A 19,362-nucleotide genomic window follows, 5' to 3' on the forward strand; every position below is an offset into this window, starting at 1 on the left:
GTGCAGCTAGAAAGGGAGGCCCCTCGTGGGAAAGTTTTCGGGTAAGACTGTAGTCGCTATTGCAAGTTTGGTGTTGATGTGGGGATTAAGCTGGTCGATTTACAAAATGTCACTCGCTTATACTCCACCGATTTTATTCGCAGGAATGCGTTCGCTGATTGGCGGACTTCTGCTAGCTTTATTCATTTTACCGAAATGGAAAAAGATCAACTGGCGTGAAAACTGGTTGAGCTATTGTATATCTGCCTTTCTGAATACATTGTGCTTTTACGGCATTCAGACGGTTGGACTCGTGTATTTGCCAGGTGGATTATTCTCTGTGTTGGTGTACTTCCAGCCAATCCTGATTGGACTCTTTGCCTGGTTGTGGCTGGGTGAGAGCATGACAGTGCTCAAAATCATTGGGCTGATCATGGGATTCTTCGGGATACTTGCGGTCAGTGCAGATGGTCTGACTGGACAGGTTTCCATCGTGGGCGTCATTTTAGGCTTGTTGACGGCTCTGACGTGGGCGATGGGCGTGATCTATGTGAAAAAAGTCAGTGCCAAGGTAGATTCGCTTTGGATGGTTGCCATGCAATGCATCATTGGTGGCGCGGCCTTAACTCTTTTGGGGACAGGCGTAGAAAGCTGGTCCGACATTGTCTGGAATGTACCTTATTTGATCGGCCTCAGCTACGGTGCTACATTTGGTGTGCCGATTGCCATTGTCATTTACTTTGGGCTTGTGAATGCAGGCGAAGCAAGCAAGGTGGCCGCCTTTACGTTTCTCGTGCCGCTCATCGCAGTCGTCACTGGCACTATTTTTATGGACGAGCCGGTTACGTATTCGCTCATCGCCGGACTGGTATTGATCGTGTGCAGTATTTGCTTGGTGAACTATCAGAAAAAGATACGACAGCCTGCAATTGCCAATCATCTCAATCGCTGATGGAAACGACAAAGAAAACAGCCGACACTTCACAGTTGCGGCTGTTTTCCTTTTTGGGATTATAGGTAAGGCTCTTTGTAGATTCCATTTTCATAAATGTACTGAAGGCAAGCATCAGGCAACAGGAAGCTGGGGTCGCCACCTTTGCGGATTTCGTCTCGGATGTAGGTAGAGCTGATTCCCATGTTGATGCCCTTGCTCATGATGAGGAAATGCTCGTCATGATTGCGCAGCAGCGCGTCCTCTGCAATCAGGTCAGCGGTCGGATAGCCTTCGCGCGACATCACGATGAAGTTGAAGCCTGCGACCAGCTTTTCAGCGTTGCCCCAGTTCGAGAGTCCCTCTAACAAATCCGATCCCATGATGAAAAAGAGCTCATCGTTCGGGTACTTCCTTTTCATGTGCATCATCGTATCGTACGTATAGGTTTCACCTGGCAAGGCATCCATTTCAACTGTTGAAATCTCGAAAAGAGGTTCGCCATCTTTGTTTGTTTTGTGTGTACTGCCAGCCAAAGCCAGTTTGAGCATATGCAAGCGATGGACGTCCTCTGTCTGCAATTTTTTGTCATGACGCTTTGAAGAGCATGGTACGAAAATGACTTTGTCCAGTCGTCTTCGGTGAGCGACGGTCGCAGCCGTGAACAAATGGCTGTACGTGATGGGATCAAAGCTGCTGCCATAAATGCCGATTCGCATAAAAATTGCCTCCTATCGTCATGAACCTGTTATTTCTTTTGAACAGTCATGCCAAGCTGGTTTTGAAAATGACCGAGAGCCCATTTGTGACCTTCGGGAAGAAAGCTCGCTACAGCATCCTCGTGGATGACGACAGAAAAGCCGTTATAGAAGCCTTCAATTGCTGTGTGCAGCACACAAATGTCTGTGCAGACACCTACCAGATGAATCTCGGTAATACCTCTTGTGCGCAACAATAGGGCAAGGTCGGTGCCTTGGAAAGCGCTGTAGCGCGTCTTATCCATCCAGTGAATCGTATCTTCGAATTCCTCGTAAATCTCCTGAATGCTGCCATACAAATTCCGGCCAGCCGTACCGATAATGTTGTGTGGTGGGTAGAGTCCAGTCTCAGGATGGTACGGGTCCTGCTCGCGATGAGCGTCGACTGCCATGACGACAAAGTCGCCTTCTGCAAGGAAGTCGCGGATTAACTCTCCAATGCGTCCCTCAATAGCCTGACCAGGCTCTCCACAAGTCAATGCACCATCTGTCGCGACAAAATCATTCGTGTAGTCGATCACAATCAAAGCTTTCATGGCATAAACCTCCTGAATGTGGATTTCATCAGTAAATCATGGCAGTTGGCGTAAAGCCGGTAAAGCGATAGAGCTTGGCTGGCGAATTCGAAAACTCGGTCGAGTAGACAGGCTGTCCGTCAGCAGATAGAACTGGCTCGAGAAGTCCTTGCCGTCTGGTTGTCGCAAGCAGGCGCCGCTCAAAATTACCGCGATCCTTTGCTGAAAAGGATGGAACGACGGTCTCGATCACTTGCAGCAGTTCACTCAAGGTAAACTCATCTGGTAAAAACGCTTTGGCGATTGTCGTTTGCAGCATTTGCTCCCGAACGCGCTGTAAGGCGTCAGTCAAAATTTCACGATGATCAAAAGCAAGGTTGAGGGCAAAAGCTTCCTCGATTGGAAACAGCTGCGCGTCTGATGCATCGTCATTTGCCTGTGCGTGCTTCAATAAATCTTCATGAACGAGGGAGACATAGGCAACACTCGGGATCCAACCACGAGGGTCTCTTCCCGGCTTGTAGTAGGTCTTCAGCTGTTCGATGTGTACGTCACGGTCAATATTCGTCTCTTCTTTCAACTCACGATAGGCACATTCATCCAGTGTCTCCGATTCATGGGAAAAACCGCCAGGCAATGCCCATTGCTCTGCAAATGTATCGCTTTTTCGCTTGATCAGAAGAACGGCCAATTGCTTGAGTGGGAGCGATTTGGTTTTCGTTTGGCGCGGGATGGAAAGGATCGTAAAGAGGCAAATATCTGTAGGAAGTCCATCCGGCGAGCGGTACTTTTTGGTCCGAAAGTGGATACGTTTGGCTCGAAGGGGAGACGTACTCACAAAATCATCCTTTCCGTTTGCTCGAGTCTGTTCTCATACTTTTATATTATGGTATCGTTTTAACAATGTCAATATTACAATGTAAAAATCTGTGAAAAAAGACGTCTTTGAGTATCAGACGTCTCTCGAAGCAGCTCGCGCGAAAAGGATTAAACAGCATCCAGCGCAAGTCGCAATGTAATGTTAATGTTTTCTTCCGTTTTGGCCACGATCGTATGAGGGCTAGTCAAACCGAAGTCACCAAACGTAACGACAGATGTTCCTTCCAATTGCAGCTTGCCTTGGGAATAAATCGCATCAGCATCAATTTTCACGTCTTTGGCAATTCCTCTTACGGTCAGGACGCCATTGATGGTGAACGAAGCTTTTTGTCCTTCTGTCCATGTGGATGGCCAGTTCTCAAAGGATTTCGCTTCAAAGGTAGCAGCTGGATGGACGGCTGTATCAAAGTAATCAGGAGATTTGATATGGGTGTCGCGCTTTACATTACCGGAGTTTAGATTATTCAAGTCAGCGGAAGCCGTTGCTTTCATTTGGTCGGGTGCAGAGAGGTTCACATCCCAACTGCCAGTAATACCGTCCATTTCAAAGTTAACCGTTTCTTTTGACGTGGTTACGGAGAAATAGACCTTGGACTGGTCATTGATCGTCCATTTTTTATTCAGTTGATCTGCTGTCAAAGGCGTTGAGGAAGCGGTAGATGAGGCTGTGGTTGCCGCAGCTGCAGGCTGGATCTCTACATGGTTTCCCACAAAATAGTCATAGAGCATGTAACCTCCGATACCAACCACGAGTGTGGCAACTGAGGCAGTTAGGATAACCGAATTTTTTTTCATTATTGGATAACCTCCATGTTTTTGAAGTGTTCAGACTTGGTCGTATGTATTTGGCTTCGCAGGATCATTATGAGCGAGGAAGCTGAGTGGGCCTTGAAAGCTGGCTGAAAGTTTGTTGAAAGCGCAATGGTAAGAGAATTATCAACGTTTTATATATTCGATTTACATTTTTTGGTTTATTATTTTGCAAAAAGCTTTCAGCTCGTACTCAGGGCATATTCAGCAAACATTCAGCTACGTTTGGCCTGTTCAGGTAAAATAGAGGTGAGGTGAAAGAAATGAGCCTAAACAAAGGCATTAAAATATTGCTTGTCGATGATGAACCGACCATCCTGCAGTTTTTGGAGATGGGTCTTGAAAATGAAGGCTTCCAAGTAATGACGGCACAAGATGGGATGACTGCGGTGACCATGGTAAAGGAGCATCAGCCGCATGTCGTCATTCTCGATGTGATGATGCCTGGCATGGATGGCTTCGAGGTATGCCGGATGCTGAAAAAGATTCGGAATGTAGCAACGATCATGCTGACAGCCAGGGAAGACGTGGAGGATCGGGTAAAAGGGCTGACGCTCGGTGCCGATGATTATATGATCAAGCCGTTTAGCTTTGAAGAGCTGCTTGCCCGTATCCAGGCGCGCATTCGTAATCATTACCCACATCTGCTCTCCAAGGTACACCTCGGCCCATTCCAGATCGATGACAGGCGAAAGGAAATTACCTATGAGGACACGCTTCTGGAGCTATCGCCAACGGAATACTCGTTGCTGAAATATTTGGTGACGAATCACGGCTTGGTGCTGAGTAAACCAATGATTTTGGATAACGTGTGGGGCTATGATTTCGGTGGGGAGGAGAACATTGTCGAGGTGTATATTCGCTCCCTGCGTGATAAATTGAATGATCGTCAGCATCGGATTATTCGCACATTGCGCGGTGCGGGCTATCGGGTTGATTTTGTATGAAGATGAATCGAAACAATCAATGGGCTCCTTTCCTAGAACCGAACTCTTTGCGTTATCAACTGTTGTCTCGTTCGTTATTTATCTTATCCGGGTTGCTACTTCTAATCGGCATGATTCAATACTTATTGATGGAGCAGTTCTTGTATCGCAGCAAAGCGGAAAGTTTGTTAAATCTGGCTGTCACTGTTCCTTATCAAGTCTTGGAGGAGACGGAAACACTGCCGAAATACGATCAGTATGTCAGCGCGTTGCTCTCCTTGCGCACACCCGATATCAAGTATGCCTTTATTGACAACGACGCGAACGTGACGGAGCTGTTTGCGAATCCGAGCGAAGGGTATTCCCCGCGCTTTCCGGAGAGTCTATACCGTGAGATCTTGGCTAGTGGCGTATGTACTTTTAAATACAAAATTTTGGAAGGCAGTACTGGTACGGATTATTTGGTCGTACTGGCACCCATTCGTTCTCCTGATCAGCTGCAAGGAATTGTACAGCTGAGCACCCCTGTCGGCCCGATGCGAGAAGTGCTGTTTCCACAGTTGATCATTTTCTTTTCTGCATCTGCACTCGCCTTGCTTATCGGTTTGTTAACGTATGTGCCTGTGCTCCGCCGTACGCTGAACCCACTTTCGCGTATTGAGGTTACAATTGAGCGGATTAATGCGGGTAACTTGGATGAGCGACTGCCGATGGATCAAGGCCAAATGGAGATTGATCAATTATCGGCGGTCTTTAACGGAATGCTGGAGCGGTTGGAAACCTCCTTTAAAACTGAGCAGGAAGCAGGGGAGCGGATGAGGCGCTTTGTAGCGGACGCTTCGCACGAGTTGCGAACACCGTTGACATCCATCCATGGCTTTTTGGAGGTGTTGTTGCGCGGTGCGGCGGCAAATCCCGAACATTTGCAAAAAGCATTGAAAAGCATGCACGGCGAGACAGAGCGACTGAACAAACTCGTCAACGATTTGCTGTACCTGGCTCGGATGGATCGGGAACCGGCTTTCCTTCTGCAAGAGGGGCAGCTGGACGCGGTCGTGCACAGTATGGAATCGCAGCTCATGGTGCTGGCCGGTGACCGAAACGTTCATTTCCGCGTAGAACCGAATGTTACGGTTGCTTTCGACTGTGACGGAATGAAGCAAGTTATTCTCAATCTGTTTCAAAATGCGGTTCAGCATACTGACCCTGTGAACGGTGAAATCGAGCTTACATTGAGCAAGATTGCCAATGGGATTGAACTGACGATCAGGGATAATGGGGCCGGAATCGCACCGGAGCATGTCCTGCATGTATTCGACCGTTTCTACCGGATTGAATCCTCTCGCGCACGCAAAAGCGGAGGTGCTGGACTGGGGCTGTCGATCACCCAATCCATCGTAGAAAATCATCGGGGTAAAATTGACGTCCAAAGCAGCTTGGGAATAGGCACGGTGTTTCGCGTCTGGTTGCCTAACGGTTTGAAAGAGGTTCAGAAGACAGAAGTTGTTGGTTGACAATGAGAGAAAACGTCATTTATAATCTGAGACATTCAATAAAACAACCAACACAGCCGTGAAAAGGAAAGTAAAAAAGGGATTTTGACGTCCAGAGAGTTGCCTGTTAGCTGAGAGGGCAGCCGCGAACTCTTTTTGAAAGCCACCTTGGAGCTCTGCTTTTGAAAATGCCAAGTAGAAAGCAGCGGATGGCCCACGTTATGGGGCGCATGTCTACGTAGACAGCACGAGTTTGCCTTTTGTGAGATAGGCAAAAAAGCTGAGTGGTACCGCGATACCTTCGCCTCAGCAACCGGATTCATGGAAATCATGAGTCTGGTTGCTGGGGTTTTTTGCTTTTATGACGTTGTTCAAAAAGTCGACTACTTGAACACGCACTTATGTACAAAAATAAAGAGAAAACTGGAGTGGTGGGGCATGGATCGCTTGAAGCAAAGAGAGCTGTTGCACCTGTTGGAAGAAGACAGTCGCATGAGCGCTGAGCAAATCGGAAAAATGATCGGTGAGCCAACCGAGGTCGTTGAGCTGACGATTGCAGCATTGGAAGCCGAAAAGGTCATTGTCAAATATCCAGCGCTGGTGAACTGGGAGCGTGTGGACGATCATCCGTACGTAAACGCCATGATTGATGTAAAAGTGACGCCGAAGCGCGACGTCGGCTTTGATGAAGTGGCGGAGCGAATTTGCCGTTTCCCAGAAGTGAAGGCTGTTTACTTGATGTCTGGTGCAAGCTATGACTTGTCGATTATTTTGGAAGGCAAAACGATGAAAGAGGTAGCTACTTTTGTTTCGCAAAAGCTGTCCACTCTTGATTCGGTTGTCTCAACAGCTACACATTTTATTTTGAAACGTTACAAGCACGATGGCATTGAGCTGGAAGATCGTGACGAAGATCACAGGATGGTGGTTACGCCGTGAGTACACAAGTCAAAGTCAAAAACCGTTTATCCAGTACAGTTCAATCGTTGAAGCCATCGGGCATTCGCCGCTTTTTCGATTTGGCAGCATCGATGGAGGGAGTCATTTCTTTAGGGGTTGGGGAGCCTGATTTCGTTACTCCTTGGCGCATGAGAGAAGCTTCGATTTCTTCGCTGGAGCGTGGGCATACAGCTTATACATCCAATGCAGGTATGCTGCCATTGCGTGTGGAAATTCAGAAATACTTGGAAGAACGTTTTTCTGTCAGCTATCATCCAGAGACAGAAATTCTCGTGACGGTCGGTGCCAGCGAAGCGATTGATATCGCACTGCGTGCTATTCTCGATCCGGGTGATGAAGTATTGGTCGTGGAGCCTTGCTATGTCTCCTATGAACCAGTTATTCGCTTGGCTGGTGGTGTGCCGGTTTTCCTGAAAACGACGATGGAAAACCAGTTCAAGCTGACACCGCAAGAGCTGGAGACGCACATTACCGCACGTACAAAAGCAATTATTTTCTGCTATCCAAATAACCCGACCGGGGGGACTATGACGGCTGAAGAGTGGAAAACACTTTTGCCGATCATCGAAAAGCACGACCTCATGGTGATCTCCGATGAGATTTATGCCGAGCTTACCTACGGTCGCATGCACGATAGTATCGCAGCTCTGCCAGGGATGAAAGATCGGACGATCCTGATCTCCGGTTTTTCCAAAGCATTCGCGATGACCGGCTGGCGTTTGGGATATGTCTGCGCGTCACCTGATTTGCTCGCAGGCATGCTGAAAATCCATCAGTACACCATGCTGTGTGCTCCGACAATGGCTCAGATGGCTGCATTGGAAGCCCTGCGTCATGGACGGTCGGATATGGAACGAATGATCGAGAGCTACCGTCAGCGCCGCAATTATGTAGTAGATGGATTCCGTCATATCGGATTGACTTGCCATGAACCGGATGGAGCATTCTACGCATTTCCGTCTGTTGTTTCTACAGGTCTCAGCTCTTCTGAGTTTGCGGAGAAGCTGCTGATGGAGGAAAAGGTAGCTGTTGTACCTGGAGATGTGTTCGGCGAAAGCGGAAAGGGACATATCCGTTGCTCTTATGCGACATCGATGGAGCAGTTGAAGAAGGCGCTGGAACGTATGGAGCGCTTGATGGGACGACTGTCCTAACATTTTCCGGGAAATAAAGGGGGGGCGGCTTTCAAGCTGCTCCTTTTTTTACGAGTGGTTGTGGTGGGGAAGAAGCGCATTTCCAGTCTACGCTTCGGCCTACGCCCCGCAAGGGGGGATTCACTGGCCGCCTCGGAAAAAATGGTGGGAGCGCTTCAAACGTAGAAGTTTCGATGAAGTGTTTCATAGGTGAAGCTGAAATTCCCTACCATTTTTTCCAAGGCTGGGATGGGCTCCAGAGGCGCTTGACTGGAAATGCGCTTCTTCTTACGCGGCTGTGGGAAGGGAACAGCTTGAAAGCAAATGCAAAAGGATGTTTTGAAGGTTGTTCGAGGAGGGTTTTCCTAATGATTTCACTGCCAACCCATTTTACCAAAATAATTACGGGCGTACATAAAGAAGCGGGGCGTCTCTGGCTGGATTCCTTTCATGAGTTGATTGCAGATTGCGAAGCACGGTGGTCATTAAAAGTGCTAGAGCCATTTCCACTCTCCTATAATTTTGTCGCACCAGTTGTGTTGAAGGATGGAACAAACGCAGTACTGAAGCTGGGAGTGCCTGGCGTGGAATGGCAAAGAGAGCTGGCAGCGATTCGGGGTTTTGCAGGGCGGGGAATGGTGCAGCTTCTCGATGCTGACGAGGAAAAAGGGATGATGCTTTTGGAGCGCATCATGCCAGGAGAGACACTGGACAAGCTGAGTAGCGAAGACGAGCGAATTCAATGCTTGGCGGACGTAATCAAAAGAATGCATACACCCATTTCGAGGGTTGGCAAGCTTGCGTCGAGATTCCCGACGATAGCAGACTGGGCTGTGGGACTGGAACAGATTCGCCCCCATTTCCAAGGGGGGACAGGACTAATTCCTGAGCAAATGGTGGAGCAGGCCATGCAATGGTACAAAAAGCTTCTCCCCACACAAAAAGAACCGTGCTTGCTGCATGGTGATCTTCATCATGAAAATATTTTGCGTGCAGAAAGAGAGCCGTGGCTGGCAATTGATCCGAAAGGACTGATTGGGGAGACGGAATACGAGGTGATTCCGTTTTTGCTGAACCATTTGCCAGAGGATGGGCTAGAAGAGGTAATGAAACAGCGGGTCGATGGGCTGACGAAGGCGCTGTCCTTGCAAAAAGAGAGAGTGTTAGCATGGGCGTATTGCCACAGTGTGCTGTCAGCTTGGTGGTTCATAGAGGATTTTGGTGCAGACGGTGGGCGTTTAGTGATGCCGAGAGTTTTTGAGAGGCTGTTAAATGAGTAAAGGCTTCACCCTGTGGGATGAAGCCTTCTTTATTTTAAATGAATAAATGAGATTTTTCGTGATACGAAATATTAATAGCCAGTTGACTGATTCAAGGTGGCAGCAGCGAGATTGTATTGGTAAACCGATTCGATTGCTTTTGTTTCAGAGTCAAACAGGTTTGCTTCGTCTTCCATCAATTCTTTCATCGATGCTTTCCCTAATCTATATTGATCGATTGTTGCCTGATAGCGCTCCAATGCGGTTTCTTTCTTTGTTGTACTTTCCTCTAATGCCTTTTTCGCTGCGAGTAGCTTCGTATAGTTGTCACTTACCTCTTGACCGATTTTCTTCTGTGTTTTTTGTTTTTGCAGTTCTGCTTTTTTGTGCTCATTTTTTGCGATTGTACCTTTATGTGTGCTGAGAGCGGAATACTCTGCCGTGTAATCAATTCTAACTTGGGCAAAGTCTATTTCTGCTTGTGCCTTGATCATCTCAGGACGTTTTTCAAAAGCTTTTGCTTGCCATTGCTCCAGGGAAAGCAGCTCGTCCTGAGTCAGATCAGTGGAGATCATTTTCCATTGTCTGTCTGCTTTTTCGTTCAATAAATCGTTGAGCTTGGCCAATGTTTGTTTGTAGCTGGCTTCAAGGGCAGCGAGATTTTTGTGAGCTTCTGTTTCTTGGGAGTCCAACCAGTACTGTCTTTGCAAGCTTTTCTTTTGCGCTTTGATTTTGGCGTCTAATGATTGGACTTCGAAGAATGCTTTTTGCACTTGCAATTGAACGGTGTTTTTTTGCGTATTCAGGGCGACTTCATCGACAACCACTTCTTTGACCGCTTTGGCAGCGTCTTCGAATTTCTTTTTGGCATCAGCCAGAGTCATGATGTCAGCTTTTTTGATTTCTTCTTTTTCTCTCAGTGTAATGGAGGTTTCGTACTTCGTAATATCTAATTCAAGCCGAAGCAGCTCCAGATCGACGCTGTTCTTTATTGCCTGTTCGACTGCGAAATCTAGCGACAAAGGGGAAACATCCGTCTGTTCAGCAGTGGCCACAAGTGGAGCAGCCAGAGCCAAATGGGCGCCACCTGTGAGGAGAGAAGTGACTAATGTTGTACTGTAAATGTGTTTGAAGAGCCTGGATTTCATGGGGCAACCTCCTGATCATATATAAAAGAATTTGATAACGATTCTCATTATCAAATCCATGAAAAGTATATATTTCCAACTGAATTTCGTCAATAAAAAAATGTTTTTCACCATGTTCTTGGTCGAAATCAAAAGGAATCCCCTTCCGGAAAAGGCAAAAGGAGCATCTGCCTGTTTCCCAGAAGGGGATTTGTTTTTCTAATGGGAAAAGAACTATTCTTTGTCCCTGTTTTCTTTGTTTTCCGCAGCCGACTTGGCAGTTTGGTTCAATGTCCCTTCCTTTGGTGTAAGGGAATAACCATGCATATTGCTTCCGTTATAACCCATGTCAGGCTTTTCTTTTGAGATACGATCAGTCATTTGCTTCCCCCTTATTTTGTCCAGTGGGTGTAGAGTCTTGCTGCACATACGGATTGTCGATGTCATTTGGTTCCTTGTCCAGATTGGTACGGATCGCGAGGATTGGACTAGTTGGAGGTTGAGCGATCAGTCTGTCATCCAGTTGCTTAAAATCAGGCAGGTCGTTTTCGCGATTGTCATCCATGTTCGTCTCCTCCTTTACGGGTTAGTATGTCCACCATCTGCCTGTCAATTTCCTAAACTGGAAAAGGAAACGGCACACAAAAACAGCCCCAGTCCCAGAGAAGCTCGGGCAGAGGCTGTAGATCATCTTTGTGCAGTTAACTCGTTTTCTTGGACAGGATCTTCATAAAAGAGGCAAGATTCGTTTGAAGCAATGGTGTAAAGGAAGAAAAGGAAGCATTTTCAGCGAGCGTATTCATTTGACGAACAAATTCCGTGGTGTCCTTTGTATTTACATTCTCAAAACGGTTAGTGATTTTAGTATTTTTTAAATCAGAGAGAAGTGTAGCTTGTTCGTTCCGGTATTGTGCGATCCAGTCTGGACGATGTTGCAGCTTTTTGACGAATTGAATCAGCATGCTTACTTTCTCTGTTTGATTGGTGGTAGCCGCTTGCATTTTTTTGTAGGCTTCCGGGTCATATCGTTCCATCAGTTTGGACGGATTGACATAGTCGTCCGGCGCCCCATGTGGTTTTTGCGGAAGCTCTACGTAGCTGACACTGCCAGTCGCAGGGTCAACTTTTCGTGTTTTGGCAACGCTAGCGAGCAGATGGAGGGTATCCAAAAATTCAGCAGCATTTTTTTCATCAGCCATGTATTGGTCTGCCAAATATTTGCCTTGGGTTAATCCGACCTCTACCAAAGCAGCTCTTTCTTCATCCGTGTAGGTGGATTGGGAGTTGAAAAAATTACGTTCGAGGATCTGATCAAAGGCCTTACGAGCTTCAGGTGGTTTATCTGCGAAAATTTTATCCAAGCGCTGGTTAATCTCTGTGCTAAAGAAAAATTGGACGCTGTGGTGTTCGATGGCATCAGCAGGGAGCTCGCGTGCTTTGTGAGAACGAAGATCTACTGTATCGTACTCGGGCAATCTGGGCAATTCTAAACGAGTTCCTGTCACCATTTGGGGTGCAAGTTGGTTAGTGGATAGCTGGGGGGGTAGGTAGCGGTTATTCGATTGGATGTGCATGTTCTACTCTCCTCACATGGATTCATGTTCAGTCGTGAAGGCAGGAGATCATGGTTACCTTTTATCAGATGACTAGTATGAGTTGCGAGAACGGAAGGAAACGGATCTCTATTGCTTCTTTTCTATACTATCGGCTCTTTTCGGGCAATTATTAATATACTGTTTAGCATGAAAAAGGACTCCCGTTCAGATAACGGAAGTCCGTATTTTTTCTTCGATTATTTCGTGTATTCATCCATGCTGAAGTCAACTTGTTCAAGAGGGACGAGCTTTGTCTTTTGCGTGACTTTATAAGCGAGCCAAATGATTAAGAACAGAGGCAAACCAATGTAAGAGACCGCGACGCCATACCAGTCGATCGTTCCACCCAAGAATGCGGAGTAATTTTGCCCCAAAATAACGATACAGCAAATGATGAAGGCAAAAATCGGTCCAAACGGGAACCACTTTGCCCGATAAGGCAATTCGCTTAAGTCACGGCCCTGAGCGATAAACGCTTTGCGGAAACGGTAGTGACTAATGGCAATTCCCAGCCAAGCGATGAAGCCTGACATACCAGACGCATTCAAAAGCCATACGTACACTTCGCCTTCCCCAAACAGAGAGGACAGAAAAGCAAGGGCGCCGATGAGCGCAGTCAAGATCAAGGCATTGATAGGTACGCCATTACTTGTTACTTTTGCGAACCATTTTGGTGCTTTTCCTTCCTTCGCCAAGTTCCACAGCATGCGTGTAGATGCGTACATGCCAGAGTTACCAGCAGACAATACAGACGTGAGAATAACGGCATTCATGACGGATGCTGCAAAAGCAAATCCGGCATTTTCAAATACAATCGTAAACGGACTGATCGCAATATCCGTCAGGTCGCCACTGATCAGATTTGGATTATCGTATGGAACCAACAACCCGATGATCAAAATAGCGAGGATGTAGAAGAGCAGGATGCGCCAAAAAATTTGACGGATGGCCTTCGGAATGTTGCGGGCGGGGTCTTCGCTCTCTCCAGCTGCGACACCAACCAGCTCCGTCCCTTGGAAAGAGAATCCGGCAATCATAAAGACACCGAGCAGGGCCATGAAGCCGCCATTGAATGGCGCGTCGCCTTTGGTGAAGTTTTGGAAGCCAACTGCTTGACCGCCCATAATGCCAAAAATCATCAACACACCGACAATAATAAAGATGATAACCGTTATTACTTTAATCAAGGCGAACCAATATTCAGATTCTCCATAGGCTTTCACAGACAGGAGATTCAAGGCGAACAGCAATCCGAGGAACAAAGCGCTCCACACTATCGCTGGGGTATCCGGGAACCAATATTTCATAATGAGTGCGGAAGCTGACAGCTCGACGGCAATGGTAATGGCCCAGTTGTACCAGTAGTTCCAACCGAGAGCAAAGCCGAGAGATGGATCGACGAACCGTGTGGCATACGTCGAAAATGAACCGGAAACAGGCATGAAGGCGGCCATTTCCCCCAAGCTAGTCATTAAAAAGTAAACCATGATACTAATGGCGAGATAGGCGACTAACGCTCCACCTGGCCCGGCGGAATGAATCGAGCCTCCGCTCGCGAGAAACAATCCCGTCCCAATCGACCCGCCAATGGCGATCATCGTCAGGTGTCGGGCTTTTAAACCACGTTGCAATTGATTTTGTGACATAAGCTGCTTGCACGACCTTTCTTGATTTTTGAGAAGGAAGGTCGGAAATTAAAAAACCGCCATAGCCAAAAAATGGCATAGGGCGGTATCATCCAATCCCCACCAAGCCTTCACTGAAGATAGCTCACCACGTTTGCTTGGCATGCAAACGTGACAGTTCTGCCCCTTTCGAGTACAGCCCCAACCCAATCGCACAGAGACGCGATATGAGTTTCGGCGGATTTTCCTTACCTGGAGTCATTGATTTTCTCTGAATCTCGTACAGGATGATATAAAAGCCGCGACCTCTATCCTCACCGTGAAAGATGAGGATAACATGTATGAAATTATGTGATTCATCAAATATAAAGGATTGTTCGGGATTAATCAATGTGAAATTTTGTTATTCAAATGAGCGTCTGGCAGGCCAAGAGCCTTGCAGCTTGCGAATTTGGACAATTTGTCCCGTATGAAACGCATCATGCAAGACAAGACTCATGACGTTTTGGTAAATCGGTGTATAGGTAGCCTTCTGGTTTAACTCTTCATCCGTCAGCAAGGAAAGCTGTTCATGAATGTTGCGATGGACGCTTTCCATTCGCAAAAGGGTAGCTTGCCAAGCTTCTTCGTCATCAGGACCGCCGGATGGGGTGAAGGTATCATCGTTCGTCTCGGCAGAGCCATGAAATTCGGTGTCCAAAAGACGATGCAACAGACGTTCTTTGTAATACAGAAGATGACTGACGTTTTCCCAGATTGTGTTAGCTGCTTCTCCTACAGGGCGCCAGCTAGCCTCCGCTGCTGATACTCCGGAAAGCACTTCTTTTAAGGGGGGATACCAGTCTTCCTTGTCATACGCACATTCCCATCCGTGCAAAAGCAATTCCTTCCGATTCATACGCTTCCTCCTCGTCTGTGAAACAGATTGATGAAACGCTATAATAACAGTAAGAAATGAGTGTGTAACCAGTTAATTTAATTACGGTGGTTACAAATAGAGATTACCATATCCTGTATGGTCATACAAGAGAGAAAAATGAAGGGTTTCGTCAGGAGAGATGATGCCATGGACTGGCTTTGTATCGATTTTTTAAATAGTGATTGGAGGGATTGGCGCGGTTCTGGTCGTTGGGAAAATCGTCTGGAGAACCAGGAATGGCTGTCATCCTTTTTGCAAACATACAAGCTAACCGCTCCGCTACCTATGGATGAGGAGTATGCCGCGTCTCTTTTGCAGTTGCGCGAACGTTTGAGACGTATGCTGGAAACCGTTGTGCATGGGGACCGATTCCAAGAGGAGGACCTTGTGGAATTGAACAAAGTATTGGCCCTCGCCCCATTTCATAGGCAGGTGTTGTTTGTAGAGGAGGAGGGCGGCTACAGGCAAAAGCAATCTAGCTCAACAGAGGGCTGGCCGCTCGTGATGGCACAAATTGCTGCTTCTTTCGCGGAGTTGCTTGCCCCACAGCATCTTGAGCGAATCAAAATATGTGACAACGAGGATTGCCGCTGGGTGTTTTATGATGAAAGCCGCAACCGGGTGCGCCGCTGGTGTGATGACAAAATGTGCGGAAACTTGATGAAGGTCCGCCGTTTTCGTGAACGGAAAAAGGAAAAAGGGTGAAGCGCTAAAGCTCACCCTTTTTATCTGTTCATTTATGAAGCTGGGGTCAATTGGACCAGCTTAGGGTAGATGGACGAACCTGCTGCTACGATGCCTGAGCTTTTCCAGCAAAAATCGTTTCCTTGTGTATCAGTAATTTTGCCTCCGGCTTCCTGAACCAAAAGTGCACCAGCCAGCCAATCATACACCCCTTCACCATATTCCCAGTAACCGTCGAGTCGCCCGCACGCCACATAGGCCAGATGGAGTGATACTGCGCCTTGCATGCGGATGGCAAAAGCCTCTGGCATCACTCTTGTCAAGGAATTTGCTGTATACTTACCGACCAAGTGGTTCATTGGCTCGGAGGAAGCAAAGAGTGTACCTAAAATGCACTCACTCAGCTGCGATTTGGCTGAGGTACTGATTTTTTGTCCGTTTAGAAAAGCTCCACCCCCGTCAATTGCTGTAAACAGTTCATCACGGCATGGATCATAGACAAAAGAAACAACTGTGCGTCCTCCGTCAATCAGGCAGAGGGAAGTAGCCCACATCGGCATATTTTGCAGAAAATGAACTGCTCCATCGATTGCATCCATCACCCAGTAAGGACTTGCGAATTCAGGCTGTTCCTGTGCAGCCAGATCGAATTCCGCGTCAGAGAATTCATAGGTGGGAAAACGCTCGGATAATGATTGCTTCAATCGAGCTTCAACCACGGCATTTACCTCTTCAAAGCGTTTAGCCATTGCTTCCTTGCTGTGGCAGGGCGCGCCTTTTTCAAATTCCACTAGCAGCTCCTTTCCAACACTTCTTACCAGTTCCTCGCAAAATTGCACATCTTGTAGATTCATAACAATTCTCATCCCTTCTCTTTTTGGTAAAAATCGAGTAGTTTCCATAATGGTTTCCATACTTTTCAGCAAGTTCAGGACCAAAATCAGTCTCAGTCTCGATATGCTGCACGAGAAATTAAGTAGTATGTTTGAATACTACTATGAAAGGATTAGTTCGTCAACACCACGAAAATGTCGAGATTCACAAGTTATGCACATGTGCAGAGTGTTTGAGACATAATAAGTAGCATCATACGTGGGAACGGAAATGAGGTGGGTAGGATGAGTCAAACACGCAAAAAATGGTTACAGGCACTGGTATTGGTGACACTAGGGGCGATTTGTCTGGCTATATGGTATTTGCAGCCATATCAGCCCGATCAGGCAGCGTTAACGGCCATGCAAGGCGGTGAAGGGATTACGGTCATGGATACGAATGACTGGATTATCTTCCAAGGCGGGGAATCACGCGAACCGGGACTCATCTTATATCCGGGAGCACTGGTCAAACCGGAGAGCTATGCTCCGATTGCCCGTGCCTTGGCAGGCTACGGCTACCATGTTTTTCTCGCGCGAATGCCGCTGAATTTGGCCGTAAGCGATATGACGCGAGCGACACAAGTATTGAAGGCCTACCCAAATAAAACGTTTGTCATCGGAGGACATTCGCTCGGTGGTACCATGGCAGCTGAATTCGCAGCTAACCATCCGGACCGAATCAACGGTGTGTTTTTACTGGGAGCGTATCCGAACAGTCAGGGGAACTTGAAGAAGGTGAATTTGCCGGTGCTGTCTTTACTCGGATCTCGCGATGGAGTGATTAATATGGAAAAGTTTTTGGAGAGCAAGCAATATTTGCCGGAGCGTACGGTGTACATGTCCATAGAAGGGGGAAACCACTCCCAGTTCGGAAGCTATGGATCGCAGGAGGGCGACAAGCCCGCTGCCATTACTCCTCAGGAGCAGTGGCAGCAAACGGTGGCAGCAATCAAGGATTGGCTGCTTAATGATGTCATGATGATGAACGTGGAATAATACCGGATACAACACCTGTAATGCGAATGTTTTCCGAGGGGAGCAGCATAGGCGTATCTTGCTCGCGTGTGGTTGTAAACAAACATTCCAATGGATTGACGTCTGCTGCGATGCGCACAAGGAACTGCCCCTCTTGTCGGATCAACACAGGTCTGTCTTTTACGGGCTCCATCGAAAAGTCTGAGATCAATAGGGCGTCTCCAGGAAAAATACCGAGACCACTAAGACCGTCATCTCGCATGATGAGGGCAAAGCGGGCCACGTGATAGCTGGCTACCTGCAAAGAGGGCAACAGCGACAGCTCCTCGTCTTGGTCCAAGGCGAGATCAAAAAAATGAGTCGTGTATGCATCACCGGCAATAAAGACTCGTTTCATCAGGTATCCCTCCTGCATAAAAATAGCGTCGTAATTTACCCATAGACGGGAAAACCTTTGGCATACATACGGCTAAGTATGCGCTCAAAACGGGCACGGGCAAGAGGCATCGGCACCTGAAAGCGCTGAGCCAACATCGCCGGTGCGTTGTATCGCGAGCAATCGGCCAAAAGGGGGCTCATCATGTAAATGGGTAGCAGCAAATGCTCGGCAAAATGATTCGCCTGCGATTCTTGCCAGTCAATCATCCATTCGCTGCTTTGGGGCTGAATGCCTTCATGAAGGAGCAAATGTCCGAGTTCGTGCGCGATTTTTACCCGCTGGGTAGCCAGATCAAGTCGCTCGTCCACCGCAATGATATAACGTCCTGGCGAAAACGGATGCGCGTGTGCACGACTCCTGCCGCAAATACGATGGACCTCGATGCCGTACGTCTCGCACAGCAGATGCAGATCGATTTGTTCAGGCGAATCGATGCCGTGATGCTGAAGCAATAAGTACACGCGACTCTCGAGCCATGTTTGCGGTTCGCAGATTTCTTGCAAAAGGGAGTGAAGCATCAAGGACCTCCTAAATGAATAGTAAGGAACGTACGTTCTGTTTTTTGCTGAAAAGAAAAACCCGCACTGGGGTTATTTTTTTTTGATGTCTTCCGTGATGTCAAACAAAGACGGAGGTCTTTCTTCGCGTACTCTACGGACTTTCCACTGTTTCTTCAAGTCGTACCAGTAGCGGCGAATTTCTTTTTTCTCCTCTTCTGAAGCGTCTAGGTACCCGTCTAGGAAATAGTAGTCGTCCGGGTCATCGATCTTTTCCTGCAAGAGCTCGTCCAACGAACGTTGATTTGTCTCTCCTGATGCGGGGAGAATATAGGCCGTGACTTCATCTGTGCGGCCCAACAACCAATCAGTCGTGACGTCCAGCACATCAGCCAATTGCCGCAGCATGTCATTCGGTGGTGTGCTGTGATTGTTCTCGTAGTTACTGATCGTCCCCTTGGTCGTGCAGACATGCTCTGCCAACTCTTCCTGGGTCAGACCTTTTGTCTTACGAGCTGTGCGTAAGCGCTGAGATAGCATGAGCGTGCCAGTCCTTCCTGTGAGGATGTACAAATTTATTGTACTAAATGAGAAGGAAAAAGAAAAGTATGGATATAAATTTTGTTTTCAACGAATTATGTACAAGCCTTTTGTACAAAATACTGATAAGGACGATGCGGGAACACTCGTTCTGTACAGTGACAAAAGGGGAGATCAAACATGGAAGACCAAGTAACAACCGTATTACTTCAGCAAGGGCCATTTGCTGCTTTGTTTGTCTGGTTGTTGTTTTATATTATGAAGGCAAATCGAGAACGCGAGGGGCGTTTGCAGGACTTGCTGGACAAATACAGCGACAAATATGATTTGATCCTCGAGGAATTGCGAGAAATCAAGGGAAAAGTGAGGAAATAACGCTTTTTGACTTTATGTTGCCCAATCCCTTGAACAGCTTATTCATGAAAGGGGACAAATCGTTGTAA

23 protein-coding genes, 1 riboswitch and 1 other annotated feature are annotated in these 19,362 nt (G+C 47.3%); of the genes, 9 read left to right on the forward strand and 14 right to left on the reverse strand.

All coding sequences use genetic code 11. From position 1 onward, the window contains the following. Positions 1 to 25 precede the first annotated feature (25 nt). The gene (locus HP567_RS08610; protein ID WP_173609083.1) at positions 26 to 931 is read left to right on the forward strand and encodes a DMT family transporter; all 906 of its coding nucleotides are present in this window, start codon (positions 26 to 28) and stop codon (positions 929 to 931) included. Positions 932 to 990: 59 nt separating this feature from the next. Here HP567_RS08610 and nadD read toward each other — a convergent pair whose 3' ends face one another. The 4 genes from nadD to HP567_RS08630 all read right to left on the reverse strand — a co-directional run bounded on the left by nadD (position 991) and on the right by HP567_RS08630 (position 3,857). Further along, positions 991 to 1,629, reverse strand: coding sequence for a nicotinate-nucleotide adenylyltransferase (gene nadD, locus HP567_RS08615; protein ID WP_173609082.1), 639 nt, complete (start codon positions 1,627 to 1,629; stop codon positions 991 to 993). Positions 1,630 to 1,658: 29 nt separating this feature from the next. Then, complete coding sequence (locus tag HP567_RS08620) at positions 1,659 to 2,204, reverse strand: cysteine hydrolase family protein (protein WP_173609081.1); 546 nt, start codon at positions 2,202 to 2,204, stop codon at positions 1,659 to 1,661. A 28-nt stretch (positions 2,205 to 2,232) separates the two neighbouring features. Further along, positions 2,233 to 3,021, reverse strand: a complete 789-nt coding sequence (locus HP567_RS08625; RefSeq protein ID WP_173609080.1) for an NUDIX hydrolase — start codon at positions 3,019 to 3,021, stop codon at positions 2,233 to 2,235. Between the two features lie 149 nt (positions 3,022 to 3,170). Continuing rightward, positions 3,171 to 3,857: a YceI family protein gene (locus tag HP567_RS08630; RefSeq protein WP_173609079.1), complete on the reverse strand. Its 687-nt coding sequence runs from the start codon at positions 3,855 to 3,857 to the stop codon at positions 3,171 to 3,173. A gap of 278 nt (positions 3,858 to 4,135) precedes the next feature. Between HP567_RS08630 and HP567_RS08635 the strand changes: the two genes are divergently transcribed. From HP567_RS08635 to HP567_RS08655, 5 genes are all read left to right on the forward strand, one after another. After that, positions 4,136 to 4,819, forward strand: coding sequence for a response regulator transcription factor (locus tag HP567_RS08635; RefSeq protein WP_173609078.1), 684 nt, complete (start codon positions 4,136 to 4,138; stop codon positions 4,817 to 4,819). Further along, entirely contained in the window at positions 4,816 to 6,312 is a 1,497-nt protein-coding gene (locus HP567_RS08640; protein ID WP_173609077.1) for a sensor histidine kinase, read from the forward strand. Before HP567_RS08635 ends, HP567_RS08640 begins: the two co-directional genes overlap by 4 nt. A 49-nt stretch (positions 6,313 to 6,361) precedes the next feature. Then, positions 6,362 to 6,603 (forward strand) — a binding site (T-box leader). 126 nt (positions 6,604 to 6,729) lie between these two features. Beyond that, positions 6,730 to 7,230, forward strand: a complete 501-nt coding sequence (locus HP567_RS08645; protein ID WP_173609076.1) for an Lrp/AsnC family transcriptional regulator — start codon at positions 6,730 to 6,732, stop codon at positions 7,228 to 7,230. Continuing rightward, positions 7,227 to 8,405 carry an aminotransferase gene (locus HP567_RS08650; RefSeq protein ID WP_173609075.1) on the forward strand — a complete coding sequence of 393 codons (1,179 nt, stop codon included), beginning with the start codon at positions 7,227 to 7,229 and terminating at the stop codon, positions 8,403 to 8,405. Before HP567_RS08645 ends, HP567_RS08650 begins: the two co-directional genes overlap by 4 nt. Positions 8,406 to 8,752: 347 nt before the next feature. Further along, positions 8,753 to 9,664: an aminoglycoside phosphotransferase family protein gene (locus HP567_RS08655; protein ID WP_173609074.1), complete on the forward strand. Its 912-nt coding sequence runs from the start codon at positions 8,753 to 8,755 to the stop codon at positions 9,662 to 9,664. 71 nt (positions 9,665 to 9,735) lie between these two features. Here the strand turns inward: HP567_RS08655 and HP567_RS08660 are convergent, their stop codons facing one another. The 6 genes from HP567_RS08660 to HP567_RS08685 form a co-directional block, all read right to left on the reverse strand. Beyond that, positions 9,736 to 10,791, reverse strand: a complete 1,056-nt coding sequence (locus HP567_RS08660; protein WP_173609073.1) for a TolC family protein — start codon at positions 10,789 to 10,791, stop codon at positions 9,736 to 9,738. A 213-nt stretch (positions 10,792 to 11,004) separates the two neighbouring features. After that, a complete protein-coding gene (locus HP567_RS08665; protein ID WP_173609072.1) occupies positions 11,005 to 11,151 on the reverse strand; it encodes a hypothetical protein in 147 nt (48 codons plus the stop codon). Continuing rightward, the gene (locus HP567_RS08670) at positions 11,144 to 11,335 is read right to left on the reverse strand and encodes a hypothetical protein (protein WP_173609071.1); all 192 of its coding nucleotides are present in this window, start codon (positions 11,333 to 11,335) and stop codon (positions 11,144 to 11,146) included. Before HP567_RS08670 ends, HP567_RS08665 begins: the two co-directional genes overlap by 8 nt. Positions 11,336 to 11,471: 136 nt before the next feature. Further along, the gene (locus tag HP567_RS08675) at positions 11,472 to 12,344 is read right to left on the reverse strand and encodes a hypothetical protein (protein WP_173609070.1); all 873 of its coding nucleotides are present in this window, start codon (positions 12,342 to 12,344) and stop codon (positions 11,472 to 11,474) included. A 218-nt stretch (positions 12,345 to 12,562) separates the two neighbouring features. Beyond that, positions 12,563 to 14,011, reverse strand: a complete 1,449-nt coding sequence (locus HP567_RS08680; RefSeq protein ID WP_173609069.1) for an amino acid permease — start codon at positions 14,009 to 14,011, stop codon at positions 12,563 to 12,565. 112 nt (positions 14,012 to 14,123) lie between these two features. Further along, positions 14,124 to 14,309: riboswitch (Lysine riboswitch) on the reverse strand. Positions 14,310 to 14,393: 84 nt separating this feature from the next. Further along, positions 14,394 to 14,888: a DinB family protein gene (locus HP567_RS08685; RefSeq protein ID WP_173609068.1), complete on the reverse strand. Its 495-nt coding sequence runs from the start codon at positions 14,886 to 14,888 to the stop codon at positions 14,394 to 14,396. A 168-nt stretch (positions 14,889 to 15,056) separates the two neighbouring features. Between HP567_RS08685 and HP567_RS08690 the strand changes: the two genes are divergently transcribed. Beyond that, positions 15,057 to 15,614 carry a CGNR zinc finger domain-containing protein gene (locus HP567_RS08690; RefSeq protein ID WP_173609067.1) on the forward strand — a complete coding sequence of 186 codons (558 nt, stop codon included), beginning with the start codon at positions 15,057 to 15,059 and terminating at the stop codon, positions 15,612 to 15,614. A 32-nt stretch (positions 15,615 to 15,646) separates the two neighbouring features. Here the strand turns inward: HP567_RS08690 and HP567_RS08695 are convergent, their stop codons facing one another. Beyond that, a complete protein-coding gene (locus tag HP567_RS08695; RefSeq protein ID WP_173609066.1) occupies positions 15,647 to 16,447 on the reverse strand; it encodes an inositol monophosphatase family protein in 801 nt (266 codons plus the stop codon). Positions 16,448 to 16,711: 264 nt separating this feature from the next. On the opposite strand from HP567_RS08695, the gene HP567_RS08700 reads away from it, so the two are divergent. Beyond that, the gene (locus tag HP567_RS08700) at positions 16,712 to 17,464 is read left to right on the forward strand and encodes an alpha/beta fold hydrolase (protein WP_173609065.1); all 753 of its coding nucleotides are present in this window, start codon (positions 16,712 to 16,714) and stop codon (positions 17,462 to 17,464) included. On the opposite strand, the gene HP567_RS08705 is transcribed toward HP567_RS08700, so the two are convergent. The 3 genes from HP567_RS08705 to HP567_RS08715 form a co-directional block, all read right to left on the reverse strand. Continuing rightward, positions 17,442 to 17,840 carry a hypothetical protein gene (locus HP567_RS08705; protein WP_106841359.1) on the reverse strand — a complete coding sequence of 133 codons (399 nt, stop codon included), beginning with the start codon at positions 17,838 to 17,840 and terminating at the stop codon, positions 17,442 to 17,444. The two genes, HP567_RS08700 and HP567_RS08705, sit on opposite strands and share 23 nt — an antisense overlap. Before the next feature lie 35 nt (positions 17,841 to 17,875). Then, on the reverse strand, positions 17,876 to 18,400 hold the full coding sequence (locus HP567_RS08710) for an ImmA/IrrE family metallo-endopeptidase (protein ID WP_173609064.1): 525 nt from the start codon (positions 18,398 to 18,400) through the stop codon (positions 17,876 to 17,878). Between the two features lie 72 nt (positions 18,401 to 18,472). Further along, complete coding sequence (locus HP567_RS08715) at positions 18,473 to 18,919, reverse strand: helix-turn-helix domain-containing protein (RefSeq protein ID WP_173609063.1); 447 nt, start codon at positions 18,917 to 18,919, stop codon at positions 18,473 to 18,475. A gap of 180 nt (positions 18,920 to 19,099) precedes the next feature. Between HP567_RS08715 and HP567_RS08720 the strand changes: the two genes are divergently transcribed. Next, positions 19,100 to 19,294: a BhlA/UviB family holin-like peptide gene (locus HP567_RS08720; RefSeq protein WP_012684855.1), complete on the forward strand. Its 195-nt coding sequence runs from the start codon at positions 19,100 to 19,102 to the stop codon at positions 19,292 to 19,294. The last annotated feature ends 68 nt before the right edge of the window (positions 19,295 to 19,362 follow it).

The organism is Brevibacillus sp. M2.1A, assembly GCF_013284355.2.
Lineage (GTDB): Bacteria > Bacillota > Bacilli > Brevibacillales > Brevibacillaceae > Brevibacillus.